This window comes from Cereibacter azotoformans (genome assembly GCF_021391315.1).
In the GTDB taxonomy this organism is placed as follows: domain Bacteria; phylum Pseudomonadota; class Alphaproteobacteria; order Rhodobacterales; family Rhodobacteraceae; genus Cereibacter_A; species Cereibacter_A azotoformans.
Genome location: NZ_CP090021.1, coordinates 1915078 through 1928266 on the forward strand (window position 1 = coordinate 1915078; position 13189 = coordinate 1928266).

Consider the following 13189-nt stretch of genomic DNA (forward strand, 5'->3'; position numbering starts at 1 on the left):
TTATCCTTTCGGTATGTCCAGCATGGCGGCGAACTCGGCCTCGGCGGCCAGTTCCCCATCGACCGAGGCGCGCCCCTCGAACTTCCAGACCTTGCCGCCGCCGCGCTTCACCGTCACGGCCATCTCGAGCACGTCGCCCGGCACCACCTTGCGGCGGAACTTCGCGCCGTCGATGCCCATGAAATAGACCTTGGCCCCCTTGTCGGCGAGGTCGAGCGACACGCCCACCAGCACGGCGGCGGTCTGCGCCATCGCCTCGATGATCTGCACGCCCGGAAAGATCGGCAAGCCGGGGAAGTGCCCGGTGAACTGCGGCTCGTTCATGGTCACGCACTTGATGCCCACGGCGCTCTGGTTCGGGACGATGTCGCGCACCCGATCCACCAGAAGAAACGGGTAACGGTGCGGGATGATCCGCTGGATCAACTGGATATCGGCGGAGAGCGTCGCTTCGGCGGCTTCGGTCATCGCATGGGTTCCTTGGCGGAGGGTGGAGCGGCCTGGCCTCCCGAGCCTTGCTAGCAAGGCAGCGGCACGGCGGCAAGCCGCAGGGTCATGGTGAGGCGGGTGGCGGCAGGGGCGCCTCGCCCGCGGGCGCCGGCGGGCCATCGGCCCCCTGCGGCGGCGCGGCCCCGGAAGACGGGGACGCCTCGCCCTCCGCAGGCGCCGCATCTGCGGGCGTCCGGGCATCCAGCCGTTCGATCGCCTCGTCGGTGATGTCGGCCGCATCGCGCGAGAGGACGACAGAGCCGCGGTCGATGAGCACCATCGCCCCCCGCTCCTGCATCAGGCGGGCGAGGATCGGCAGGGCCTGCTCGACGATGCGCTGCCGCTCTTCGTCGCGCTGCCGCGTCAGACCGCGCGACTTGGCTTCCTGAGCGTCCCGGATGCCCTCGACCCTGGTGTCGAAGTCGGCCGCCAGACGCCGGAACTCGTCGGGCTCGAGGCTGCCGCGCTGCGCCGTGAGCGCGCGTTCCTCGGCCTCGAGCGCGGCCTCGATCTCGCGGTTCTCGGCGATCAGGGCGCGCGAGGCCGCCTGGAACCGCTGCTCGAGCGCGCGCCCGAGCGACGTGTCGGTGATGAGCCGGCTCTGGTCGATGACCGCGACCCCGGCCGGAACCGGGGCAGCGTCGGACTGCGCACGGGCTGCCCCCGGCAGGGCCAGCGCACAGGCCAGGGCCACGACCGGAAGCCGACGCATCAGAACCGGGTCGAGATCGTCAGGTCGAAGAACTGCTCCTTGTCGTAGTCCTGCTTCTCGATCGCCTTGGCAAAGTTGAACCGCAGCGGCCCGATGGGCGTGGTCCAGAAGACCGAGACACCGACAGAGGACCGGAGGTGGAAGTCGTCGTCCACCGGATCGTCGCCGTTCTCGCCGCCGTTCACGTCATCCAGGCTCCAGACCGATCCTGCGTCCATGAAGACGCCGCCCATGAAGCCGTATTCCTCGGGCAGGCCCAGCGGGAACTCGGCCTCGAGCCGGGCAACCGCGAAGTAGTTGCCGCCGAGCGCGTCCTCGTTGCCGACATTCAGGTCGCGCGGACCGATGCCGTTCGGCTCGAACCCGCGGATCTTGCCATTGCCGAAGAAGCGGTCGGTCACGCGCGAGGAATCGTCGCCGATCATGTTCAGCACCCCGCCCTCGACGACGGCGCGAACGGTGAGTTCCTCGTTCCAGACCTTGCGCTCGGTCAGCGCGAGCGCGGTGGTGGAGACATACTCCACATCCCCGCCGACACCCGCGAAATCCTGGCTGAAGCGCAAGAGATTCCGCCCGGTCGGGTTCATGCCGCCCCGGTTCGAATCCCACGAATAGGTGTAACCCAGCGACGAGGCGATCAACGCACCGCGATCTTCCTCCTTCCGCAGGATGATCGACGAGGCGTCCGTGTCGCCGTCGTCGTCCAGACCCCGATCCACGTTCTGGATCTTGTCCTGGGACAAAGTGTAGCGCATCTCGAGCCGCCCGTTCTCGCTGATCGGGAACTCGATCGAGGGCGAAATGCCGATCCGGCGCGTGTCATAGCGCGAATACTGGTTGTCGGTTTCCCGATAGTAGGTGTTGAACCGGAAGCGCAGGTCGCGGCCAAGGAACGCAGGCTCGACGAAGTTGATCTGCGTGTTGATGTTGTCGGTCCCGGTCGAGATGTCGAGCCCGAGGATCTGGCCGCGGCCGAGGAAGTTCTGCTCGGAGAAGCCGATCGAGAAGCCCGCGCCCGAGCTGACACCGTAGCTCACGCCGAAGGAGAGCGAGCCGGTGGGCTGCTCTTCGACATCGACATTCACCACAACCTGATCCGGGCTCGAGCCGGGCTGGGTGTTCACATCGGCATTGGCGAAATAGCCCAGGGCGCGGATCCGCTCGGCCGACTGGCGCACTTCACGCGGGTTGAAGGGGTCGCCCTCGACGGTGCGGAACTGGCGCCGCACCACCTGATCGAGCGTCGTGGTGTTGCCCTCGATGTCGATCCGCTCGACGAAGATGCGCTCGCCGCGCACGAGGGCGAAGTTCACGTCCAGCGTCTGGTTGCGCTCGTTCCGGGTGATGCGCGGCTCCACCCGGATGAAGTTCAGCCCTTTCTGCAGCGCAAGCGACTCCAGCCGGGCGATGTTGTTCTCGACGACCGAGGGCGAGTAGGTCACGCCGCGGCGGATGCGCAGCGCATTGCTGAAATCGGCCGCATCCACACCCTCGACCTCGGACGAGGCGGTCACCTGCCCGAAGCTGTAGCTCTGCCCCTCCTGCACGGTGAAGGTGAGGAAGAAGGCGTCACGCTCGCGCGTCACCTCGGCCGTGGCGTCGAGCACCTCGAAGTCGATGAAGCCGCGCGACAGGTAGAAGTCGCGCAGGAGCTGCTTGTCGAGCTCGATCCGCTCGGCGATGAAGGTATCCGAGGCGATGACGCTGCGCAGCAGGCCCGCCTGCTTGGTTTCCAGCACCTGGCGCAGGCGGCGGTCGGAATAGGCGCGGTTGCCGACGAAGGACAGCCGCTCGATCTCGACGACCTTGCCCTCGGCGATGTCGAACACCAGATCGACCCGGTTGCCCGAGCGGCGGATGATCTTGGGCGTGACGGTCGCGGCGATGCGGCCCTGCACCCGATAGGCCTCGGTGATGGCGGCGGCATCGGCCTCGGCCTGCGAGGGGTTGTAGGCGCGGCGCGACTGGGACTGGATCAGGGTGGCGAGGTTCTCGTCCTTGATCCGCGCATTGCCTTCGAAGTTGATGACGTTGATCGTCGGATATTCCTGCACCCGGATCACCAGGGTCCCGCCCTGCGGCACGATCTCGACCGTCTCGAAGAGACCGGAGTCGGCGAGCCGCTGGTAGGCCTCGTTCAGCTGGCCGCCCGAAACCGCCTGCCCGCGGTTGATCCGCGCAAAGCCCAGAACGGTCGTGGCATCGACCCGCTGGTTGCCCTCGATCCGCACGTCGCTGAACGAGTAGCTCTGCGCCAGCGCAGGCAGGGTCAGCCCTGCCGCGACGCCTGCCACCCCGAGGAACACCGACACCGCGGCCGGCCTGATCACCCCACGGTCCTGCCCTGCCCGTCCGCTCGTCGTACGGTTCCTCGCCATTCGCCTGCCCTCGGTCATTTTCTTTCCGTCCTGACTACTGGACATGGCAGGTTTTGTCAAAAGCGCAGGCGCCCTGCAAGCGATCCGGTGGGCATGTGATGCCGCACGACCTCACCAGGGCTGCGGAGCCGGCGACAGCAGCGCGGCCGCCGCCAGCGCAAGGGCGACCGAGCCGAGGGACAGCAGGAGGTCCCGGTTCAGGTTGACGAGGAGGAGAAGGCCACGGGTGCCGTCGATCACGCTTTTCATCTGCCGCTCCGCAAGCAATGCGCCTGCCGCGGACCTGCCAGAGGATTGTGGCCTCATTGCGGCCCCGCCCGCCGCGGGCGCCCGCGGCACTTCGCGCCGAACGCAGCGGGACAGGCAAGGGGCCGCCCTCGACTGGAAGGCGGCCCCGGCTGGTTGCTTGAGAGGATGTCAGCAGAACAGGTCGTTCGTCACCGCGAAGACCATGAGTGAAAGCAGCATGGCCAGCCCCCCCGTCATCAGGATGCGCAGCGCCCGGTCGCTGGGCGGCTTGCCGGCCACGGCCTCGTAGGCGTGGAACACCAGATGCCCGCCGTCGAGGATCGGCACCGGAAAGAGGTTCATGAGCCCCACCGCCGTCGAGAGCATGGCGATGAACCAGATGAAGTTGCCCGGACCCTGAGAGGCCGCCGCGCCCGAGATCTCGGCGATCCCGATCGGGCCCTGCAGGTTGCACGACGAGATCGCCCCCGTGACCATGTGCCAGAGACCTGACAGGCTGGTGGTGATGACCGTGTAGGTCTGCTGGATGCCAAGACCCATCGCCTCGATCGGGCCGGGCGTGCGGGTCTCGGGCTCGAAGAGCAGCCCGCCCGACAGGCCGATCAGCCAGCGGGTCTCGAAACCTCCGCTCGCGAGCGGAATGTCCATGCGCCGCGGGCTGAGCGTGGCCTCGAACGTCTCGCCCGCCCGCCAGACGGTCAGCGTCACCGGCGCGCCGTTCGTGTCGCCCACGGCCTCGCGCAACTCGCGGAACGAGGCGATCTCGGCGCCGTTCACGGAGAGGATGACATCCCCCGCCTCAATGCCCGCGTCATGGGCCCCCGAGGGCGCCTGGACGGAATCGACCACCGGCGGGAACGGATAGGCCGTCGTCAGGGCCAGTTCAGCGCCCGCACGCTCGATCCGGTAGTCGGCGGTCGGCGCGGGCGGCAGCTCGTTCGCGACCCGCACGAAATCGGCCAGCGTTGCCGTCTCCTGCCCGTTGACCGACAGGATCCGGTCGCCCGGCTCAAGCTCTTGCCCCGCCGAGGGAAGCTCCTTCATCTGTCCGACCACGGGCAGTTCGGTCGCCACGCCCTTGACCATGAAGAAGCCGCAGAAGACGAGGATCGAGAGCGCGAAGTTGAACAGCGGGCCCGCGGCGACCGTGGCCGACCTCGCCCAGAGCGGAGCGCCGTGCATGGTCCGCCCCCGCTCCTGCTCGTTCAGCTGGTGAACCGTGAGGCTCGCCCGGCTCGAGGCGGCGTCGGCATCGCCCAGGAAGCGGACATAGCCCCCGAACGGCAGCGCCGCGAGCTGCCAGCGCGTTCCGCGCCGGTCCACGCGCGAGGCGATGACGGGCCCCATGCCAAGCGAGAAGACCTCGGCATGGATCCCCGTCCAGCGGCCGACGATGTAATGCCCGTATTCGTGGACGGCCACGACGATGGAAAGAGCGACGATGAAGGCAATGATCGTCCAGACTGCCCCGCCGAACTGGGGAACGAGACCGACAATATCCAAGAGCTGTTACCTTTTCTGCTGGCGGAAGCTGGCGGCTTCTTCTGCCGCCTTCCGAGCGAGATGGTCCATTGCCAGCACTTCCTCAAGGGTCGAGGGCACTTTTCCGAAGAGCGGATCGGCAGAAACCGCCAAAAGCGCCTCTTCGACGACCGCCGCCATGTCGAGAAAGCCGATGTTGCCCGCGATGAAATGGTCGAGGGCAATCTCCTTGGCCGCGTTGAAGGCCGCCCCCGAAAGACCGCGCGCCGCCATTACCTCGCGTGCGAGACGCAGGGCCGGAAAACGTTCTTCGTCAGGCGTCTGGAAGGTGAGGTTCGCAATCTGTGCGAGGTCGAGACGCGCCACCGGCACCTCGCCGCGGCCCGGCCAGTTCAGCGCAAAGCCGATGGCGTGGCGCATGTCGGCCGGCCCCAGATGCGCCATGATCCCGCCGTCGCAGAAGCCCACGAGCGCGTGGACGATGCTCTGCGGATGCACGACGGCCTCGATCCGGTCCGGCTCGAAGCCGAAGAACTCGCGCGTCTCGATCAGCTCCAGCGCCTTGTTGAACATCGAGGCGCTGTCGATCGAGATCCGCTGGCCCATCGACCAGTTCGGATGCGCCATCGCCTGCGCCACGGTGCAGCCCCGGATCTGCTCGAGCGTCCAGTCGCGGAACGGCCCGCCCGACGCGGTGATGATCACCCGCTCGACGCAGGTCGTGTCCTCACCCGCGAGCGCCTGGAAGACGGCCGAATGTTCGCTGTCCACCGGCAGGATGGTCGCCCCGTTCTCCTCGGCGGTGCGCATCAGCAGCTGGCCCGCGGTGACAAGGCTCTCCTTGTTCGCCAAGGCCAGCGTCCGGCCGTGCTTCAACGCCCGCATCCCCGGCACGAGGCCCGCGGCCCCCACGATCGCCGACATCGTCCAGTCGGCCGGCCGGTCGGCCGCCTCGGCGATGGCCTGCGTTCCGCCCGCGACCTCGGTCCCCGATCCCGCCAGCGCCTCGCGCAGCGCGGGCAGGCACTCTTCATGCGCGGTGACGGCCAGCTCCGCCTTCAGCGCGCGCGCCATCTCGGCCAGTCGCGCCACGTTGCGGCCCCCGGTCAGGGCCACGGTTCGGAAGGCCTCCGGGCCCCCTTTCCGCATGACGAGATCGAAGGTGGATTCGCCGATGGAGCCGGTGGCCCCGAAGATCGACAGGCTGCGCATGATGCCGTTCAGTTCCCCAATTCCGGCAGCGGAAGGTCACCGAGCATCCCCAGAACGAGAACGGCGAGCACCGCCCCGGTCAGCGCGTCGAACCGGTCCAGCACGCCGCCGTGGCCCGGGATCAGCGACGAGCTGTCCTTGACCCCGGAACGCCGCTTGATCCAGCTCTCGACAATGTCCCCGAGTTGTCCTGCCAGCGCGATGACGGGCGACAGGATGATGAGGCCCCAGCCTGCACCCGCGGCAATGGAGAATCCAAGACCCACAATTGCCGCACCCGCCCAGCCCGCGACCGTGCCGGACCATGTCTTGTTGGGGCTAACCGCGGGCCAGAACTTGGGCCCGCCAAAGCTGCGGCCGGCGAAATAGCCCAGCACGTCCGAAGCCACCACCACGAGGATGAGCCACAGGATCGCCACCGACCCGCCCTCTTCGCGCAGCATCACGAGCCCCGCCCCCGCGGCCATCAGCGCGATGCCGTAGGTGAAGAAGATCCGCCGGTCGCGCCGCGCGCCGATCAGCCCCGCGGCCGGCGCGAGCGCAAGGCCCGCCAGCGCGACCATCATGTCTTCCTGGAAGACGAGGGCCAGCACCCCCATCAGCACGGCCGAGGCGGCCAGTCCCACGACGACGTTGGCCACCGGCCGCGACGGCGCCGTCATCCGCGCCAGTTCCCACAGCATCAGGCCGGTCAGGGCCATCACCAGTAGCGCGAACGGCACGCCGCCGAGCCAGACCTCGATGCCCCCCACCGACAGCATGATCACCGCCGAGATCATCCGACGGCGCAGGTCGCCCCAGCGGCCCTTCGGCTTCTCCGGCCGGCTCATGCGCGCAGCACTCCGCCGAAGCGACGCTCGCGCACGCCATAGCGCTCGATGATGGCGGACAGCTCCGTCGCGGTGAAATCGGGCCAGAGGGTCGGCGAGAAGTCATATTCCGCGTAGGCCGATTGCCACGGCAGGAAGTTCGAGGTCCGCGTCTCGCCCGAGGTGCGGATCACGAGGTCCGGGTCGGGCATTCCCGCCGTGTCGAGCCGCGCGGCCAGCGCCGCCTCGTCCGCCTCATCGGGGCGAAGCCGCCCCTCGGCCACATCTTCGCACATGCGGCGGGCGGCGCGGGCCAGTTCGTCCCGGCCGCCGTAGTTGATCGCCACCGTCAGGTGAAGCCGCTGGTTGAACTGCGTGCGCGCCTCGATGCTCGCCATCAGCCGCTGCAGCTTGGCGTCCAGCCGCGTCCGGTCGCCGATGAAGCGCATCCGCACGCCCTCCTGCGCCAGCCGGTCGGCCTCGCGCTCGATGTAGCGCGCGAAGATCGACATGAGGCCCAGCACCTCTTCCGTCGAACGCTTCCAGTTCTCGGTGGAGAAGGCGTAGATCGTCAGCCAGCGGATGCCGAGGTTGGGCGAGGCCTTCACGATCTCGCGGACCCTCTCGGCGCCCCGGCGGTGACCCACGAGGCGCGGCCAGCCCCGGTTCACCGCCCAGCGTCCGTTGCCGTCCATGATGATGGCGACGTGATCTGCACGTCTGCGGGGAGGATCCGCCTCTCGCGGCTCGGTCACGGCCAAGGCATTCCCCTTTTCTACGGGCTGGTCAATCGGGCTGGGGCGGGTGAAGGGCCTCATGGAAGGGGCTCAGACCTGCATGATTTCCTTCTGCTTCTCCTCGAGCGCCTTGTCCACCGCGGCGATGGCCTTGTCGGTCAGGGCCTGCACCTCGTCCGACCACATCTTCTGGTCGTCCTCGGCCATGCCGGCGGACTTGGCCTTCTTGATCTGGTCCATCCCGTCGCGGCGCACGTTGCGGATCGCGACACGGGCCTGCTCGGCGTAATGGGCTGCGACCTTGGTCAGCTCCTTGCGGCGCTCCTCGTTCAGTTCCGGGATCGGCAGGCGGATGATCGGGCCATCCACCACCGGGTTGATGCCGATGCCACTGTCGCGGATCGCGCGCTCGACCTTGGAGATCATGCCCTTGTCCCAGACGTTGATCACCACCATCCGCGGCTCGGGCACGTTGATCGTGCCCAGCTGGTTCAGCGGCGTCTGCTGGCCGTAGGCATCGACATGGATCGGCTCGAGGATGGAGGCCGAGGCGCGCCCGGTGCGCAGCGACCCGAATTCGGTGCGCAGCGCATGCATCGCGCCATCCATCCGGCGCTGGATCGCATCGAGGTCGATCTCGAGATCTTCTTGCGACATGTTCTGGTTCCTTCACGTTCCGCTCGGGCGGTTCTGCCGCTCTATAGCAGCACCGCTTCGCCATTGGTATAGGCTCGGGGAGGGCCTCAGCCCTGGACGCGGGTATAGGTGCCCTCGCCGCGCAGGATCCCGCAGAAGCCGCCGGGCTCGTCGAGCGAGAAGACGATGATCGGCAGATCGTTGTCGCGGGCGAGCGCGATGGCCGAGGCATCCATCACACCAAGATGCTTCTGCAGGCATTCGTCGTAGGAAACCGTCTCGTAGCGCCGGGCGTCGGCGAACTTGCGCGGGTCCTTGTCATAGACGCCGTCCACCTTGGTGCCCTTGAAGATCGCCTGGCAGGCCATCTCGTTCGCGCGCAGGGTGGCCGCGGTGTCGGTGGTGAAGTAGGGGTTGCCGGTGCCTGCGGCGAAGATACACACCCGCTTCTTTTCCAGGTGGCGCACCGCGCGGCGGCGGATGTAGGGTTCGCACACCTGATCCATCGGGATCGCGCTGATCACGCGGGTGAAGATGCCGAGCGATTCCAGCGCCGCCTGCATGGCCAGCGCGTTCATCACCGTGGCGAGCATCCCCATGTAGTCGGCGGTCGTCCGCTCCATCCCCTGCGCCGAGCCCTGCAGCCCGCGGAAGATGTTGCCGCCGCCGATCACCATGCAGATCTCGACGCCGAGACGATGCACCGCCTGCACCTCGCGCGCGATGCGCTGCACGGTGGGCGGATGCAGCCCGTATCCCTGGTCGCCCATCAGCGCCTCGCCCGAGATCTTGAGCATCACGCGTTTGTAGGCCACGGCTGTGCTCGCCGGCGCGGCTTCGCTGGTCATGGGATCTTCCCGTCCGTCTTGTTGATTGGAATTGACTGCGGCGCAAAATGTCGGAAAACGACACCGGGTTCAACCGGGATCGCCAGCCACCGGGTTGTCCGACCGCTTTCCTCCCGCGTCACCCTTCTTGCCAAGGCCCGCAGCGCCATGTTGCCGCCCCTCCCGATCCCCCCACACCGTCCCGTCCTGATCGCGGGCCCGACCGCCTCGGGCAAGTCGGCGCTGGCGGCCGAGATCGTCGGACGCGACGGCGGCGTGGTGGTCAATGCCGACGCGCTCCAGGTCTATGACTGCTGGCGCATCCTGTCGGCGCGACCGTCGGCCGCCGAAGAGGCCGCGCTGCCGCACCGCCTCTATGGCCACGTCCCGCGGCACGGGACCTACTCGGCCGGCCACTGGCTGAAGGAGGTCGAGGCCGTGCTCCGGGAAGGTCTGCGCCCGGTGATCGTGGGGGGGACGGGGCTCTATTTCTCGGCCCTGACGAACGGCTTGGCCGACATTCCTCACACGCCGCCCGAAATGCGCCACGAGGCGGATGCCTTTCTGGCGCGGGCGGGACTTTCCGCGATGGCGGCCGATCTCGATCCGGCCACGGCCGGCCGGATCGACCTGCGCAATCCCGCCCGCGTCCAGCGCGCGTGGGAGGTCCTGCGCGCCACCGGCCGAGGTCTGGCCGACTGGCAGGCCGCGACGGGGACGCCGCTCCTGCCGCTGGCCGAGACGGTCGCGCTCGTGCTCCGGCCCGACCGGGACTGGCTGGCCGAGCGCATCGACCGCCGGTTCGACCTGATGATCGGGGCCGGCGCGCTGGAGGAGGCGCGCGTCGCGCTGGCGGACTGGGACCCGGCGCTGCCCTCTTCGCGCGCCATCGGCGCACCCGAGCTTGTGGCCCACCTGAAGGGCGAACGGACGCTCGACGAGGCCATCGCGGCCGCAAAGCTGGCCAGCCGGCAATATGCCAAGCGCCAGCGGACCTGGTTCCGCAACCGGATGCGCGACTGGCGCGAGATCCGCCTGCCGTGATCCGGCGTTAATCTTTTCGCTTGGGACTTGTGTCCGGCGCTGCTTATCTGTCGGAAAGCGGTTCGGAGGGTTGCCATGTCCGACAGTGCCTCGCTTGCGGCCGTGCGGCTTGTCGCGATCCCCCGCCTTGCCGCTGCCGGGCGCTGGCGCGTCGAGGCGATGCGCTCGCTCTGCGAGCCGATGCTGCTGTGGTTCACCGCAGGACAGGGGCGCATCACGGTGGCGGGTGCGACGCGGGGCTACAGCGCCCGGACCGCGATCTTCATCCCCGCAGGCACGATGCACGGCTTCGAGGTCGGGCCGCAGAGCCGTGGAACCGCCGTCTTCTTCACCCGCGGCGGCCCGTTCCTGCTGCCCCTTCAGCCCCAGCATCTGCCTGTCCGCGACCCCGCGGCGCAGCAGGAGCTGAGCCGGATGCTCGGCACGATCGCCCGCGAGATCGAGACCCGGCCTCTGGCCTGGGAGCGGGCCCTTATGCACCAGGCCGGCCTGCTTGGCATCTGGCTTGAGCGTCAGGTCGCGCAAAGGGGGGCCGAGCCGCAGGATGCGAGCCGCCGGCTCGTCGCCCGCTACACGATGCTGCTCGAGCGCGAGTTCCGCCGCGGCCTGGGCGTGGGTCATTTCGCGGGCGAGCTGGGCGTGACGCCCACCCATCTCAGCCGGTGCTGCCGCCAGACCTGCGGCCGGCCCGCCTCGGCGCTGCTGCATGACCGGGTGCTGTTCGAGGCCCGCCGGATGCTGGCCGAGACGGACCTGCCGGTGCATCGGATCGCCGAAAGCCTCGGCTTCACCTCGCCCGCCTATTTCACCCGCGCCTTCGGCCATCTCACCGGCCAGTCGCCCTCGGCCTTCCGCCGCGCCTCCTGACGACGGAACGGAGACTGCCGCAGGGCGTTGACGCACGCGGAAAATCCGGGCCGAATGGGCAGCACCGCACGAGCAGGGAGACCGACATGACCAGCGAGAGACTGCATCCCGCGGCCCTGATGCATCAGGTCGAAGTTGCGGCGGGCCGGATGAGCCGACGCGAGTTCCTGAGCCGGGCCACCGCGCTCGGCGTTTCGGCGGGCGCGGCCTACGGCCTGCTGGGGCTGGCAGCCCCCGCCCGCGCGCAAGAGGCGCCGCGGCCCGGCGGCACCCTGCGCATGGAGATGGAGACCCGGGCGCTCAAGGATCCGCGGACGGCCGACTGGTCGCAGATCGCGAACTTCACCCGCGGCTGGCTGGAGTATCTGGTGGAATATCAGTCCGACGGAACCTTCCGGCCGATGCTCCTCGAAAGCTGGGAGGCCAACGACAACGCCACGGAATACCGGCTGAACGTCCGCCCCGGCGTCCGCTGGAGCAACGGCGACGCCTTCACCGCCGAGGATGTCCGGCACAATTTCGAGCGCTGGTGCGACGCCTCGGTCGAGGGGAACGCGATGGCGGCCCAGATGGTGGCCCTGCAGGCCGAGGGCAAGCTGCGGCCGGACGCGATCGAAGTGGTGGACGAGACGACACTCCGGCTGACACTCTCGCAGCCCGACATCGCGCTGATTGCGAACCTCGCCGACTATCCGGCTGCGATCGTCCACCCCTCCTACGAGGGCGGCGACCCGGCGGCCAATCCCGTCGGAACCGGGCCCTACCGGCCGGAAACGGTCGAGGTGGGCATCCGCATGGTGCTGGTCCGCAACGAGGCGCATCCCTGGTGGGGCAGCGACGTCCATGGCGGCCCCTGGCTCGACCGGATCGAATATCTCGATTTCGGCAGCGATCCCTCGGCCGCCGTGGCCGCGGCGGGATCGGGCGAGATCGACGCGACCTATCAGACCGTGGGCGAGTTCATCGAGGTGCTGGACGGGCTTGGCTGGGACAAGTCCGAAGCCCGCACCGCGACCACCCTCGCGATCCGGTTCAACCAGCAGTCCGAGGAGTACCGCGACGTCCGCGTGCGCCGGGCGCTGCAGATGGCGGTGGACAATGCCGTCGTGCTGGAACTGGGCTACTCGGGCCACGGGCATGTGGCCGAGAACCACCACGTCAGCCCGATCCATCCCGAATATGCCGAGCTGCCGCCGCTGACCGTCGATCGCGCGCAGGCCCGGGCCCTGCTGGAAGAGGCCGGGATGGAGGGCCACGAGTTCGAGCTGGTCTCGCTCGACGACGCCTGGCAGGCGGCCTCGTGCGACGCCGTGGCGGCGCAGCTGCGGGACGCCGGCGTGTCGATCCGGCGGACGGTCCTGCCCGGCGCGACCTACTGGAACGACTGGCTGAAGTTTCCCTTCTCGGCGACCGAGTGGAACATGCGCCCGCTGGGGGTGCAGGTTCTGGCGCTCGCCTATCGCTCGGGGGTGCCCTGGAACGAATCCGGCTTTGCCAACAAGGAGTTCGACGCCAAGCTTGATGAGGCCATGTCGATCGTCGATCCCGACGGGCGCCGCACCCTCATGGCCGATCTCGAGCGGATCCTGCAGGAGGAGGGCGTGCTGATCCAGCCCTACTGGCGCTCGATCTTCCGCCATGTCGATCCGAAGGTGAAGGGTGCCGAGGCCCACCCGACCTTCGAGCATCACCATTACAAGTGGTGGATCGACGCCTGAGCCATTGCGGGGCGTCACCCTCCTCCTGC

At 68.5% G+C, this 13189-nt stretch carries 13 protein-coding genes; 3 read left to right on the plus strand and 10 right to left on the minus strand.

The window, feature by feature from the left end; translation table 11 throughout:
- The 10 genes from fabZ to pyrH all read right to left on the minus strand — a co-directional run bounded on the left by fabZ (position 1) and on the right by pyrH (position 9552).
- Positions 1–468: a 3-hydroxyacyl-ACP dehydratase FabZ gene (fabZ, locus tag LV780_RS09625; RefSeq protein ID WP_108220422.1), complete on the minus strand. Its 468-nt coding sequence runs from the start codon at positions 466–468 to the stop codon at positions 1–3.
- Between the two features lie 85 nt (positions 469–553).
- Positions 554–1201, minus strand: a complete 648-nt coding sequence (locus LV780_RS09630; RefSeq protein WP_108220421.1) for an OmpH family outer membrane protein — start codon at positions 1199–1201, stop codon at positions 554–556.
- Positions 1201–3597 (minus strand): outer membrane protein assembly factor BamA, encoded by a 2397-nt coding sequence (gene bamA / locus LV780_RS09635; RefSeq protein WP_108220420.1) that lies wholly within the window; start codon positions 3595–3597, stop codon positions 1201–1203. The genes LV780_RS09630 and bamA overlap by 1 nt, the downstream gene beginning before the upstream one ends.
- Before the next feature lie 93 nt (positions 3598–3690).
- On the minus strand, positions 3691–3828 hold the full coding sequence (locus LV780_RS09640) for a hypothetical protein (protein WP_101340784.1): 138 nt from the start codon (positions 3826–3828) through the stop codon (positions 3691–3693).
- 168 nt (positions 3829–3996) lie between these two features.
- A complete protein-coding gene (rseP, locus tag LV780_RS09645; RefSeq protein ID WP_108220419.1) occupies positions 3997–5331 on the minus strand; it encodes an RIP metalloprotease RseP in 1335 nt (444 codons plus the stop codon).
- 6 nt (positions 5332–5337) lie between these two features.
- Entirely contained in the window at positions 5338–6522 is a 1185-nt protein-coding gene (gene dxr / locus LV780_RS09650; RefSeq protein WP_101340782.1) for a 1-deoxy-D-xylulose-5-phosphate reductoisomerase, read from the minus strand.
- 8 nt (positions 6523–6530) lie between these two features.
- The gene (locus LV780_RS09655; RefSeq protein ID WP_108220418.1) at positions 6531–7352 is read right to left on the minus strand and encodes a phosphatidate cytidylyltransferase; all 822 of its coding nucleotides are present in this window, start codon (positions 7350–7352) and stop codon (positions 6531–6533) included.
- Positions 7349–8092 carry a polyprenyl diphosphate synthase gene (gene uppS, locus LV780_RS09660; protein ID WP_108220417.1) on the minus strand — a complete coding sequence of 248 codons (744 nt, stop codon included), beginning with the start codon at positions 8090–8092 and terminating at the stop codon, positions 7349–7351. Before uppS ends, LV780_RS09655 begins: the two co-directional genes overlap by 4 nt.
- Before the next feature lie 66 nt (positions 8093–8158).
- Positions 8159–8725, minus strand: a complete 567-nt coding sequence (gene frr / locus LV780_RS09665; protein WP_108220416.1) for a ribosome recycling factor — start codon at positions 8723–8725, stop codon at positions 8159–8161.
- Between the two features lie 86 nt (positions 8726–8811).
- A complete protein-coding gene (gene pyrH / locus LV780_RS09670; protein WP_108220415.1) occupies positions 8812–9552 on the minus strand; it encodes a UMP kinase in 741 nt (246 codons plus the stop codon).
- A 147-nt stretch (positions 9553–9699) separates the two neighbouring features.
- Between pyrH and miaA the strand changes: the two genes are divergently transcribed.
- The 3 genes from miaA (at position 9700) to LV780_RS09685 (ending at position 13160) form a co-directional block, all read left to right on the plus strand.
- Positions 9700–10575, plus strand: coding sequence for a tRNA (adenosine(37)-N6)-dimethylallyltransferase MiaA (miaA, locus tag LV780_RS09675; RefSeq protein WP_108220414.1), 876 nt, complete (start codon positions 9700–9702; stop codon positions 10573–10575).
- Positions 10576–10650: 75 nt separating this feature from the next.
- Entirely contained in the window at positions 10651–11442 is a 792-nt protein-coding gene (locus LV780_RS09680) for an AraC family transcriptional regulator (protein WP_108220413.1), read from the plus strand.
- A gap of 86 nt (positions 11443–11528) precedes the next feature.
- Entirely contained in the window at positions 11529–13160 is a 1632-nt protein-coding gene (locus LV780_RS09685; protein ID WP_108220412.1) for an ABC transporter substrate-binding protein, read from the plus strand.
- Positions 13161–13189: the final 29 nt, after the last annotated feature.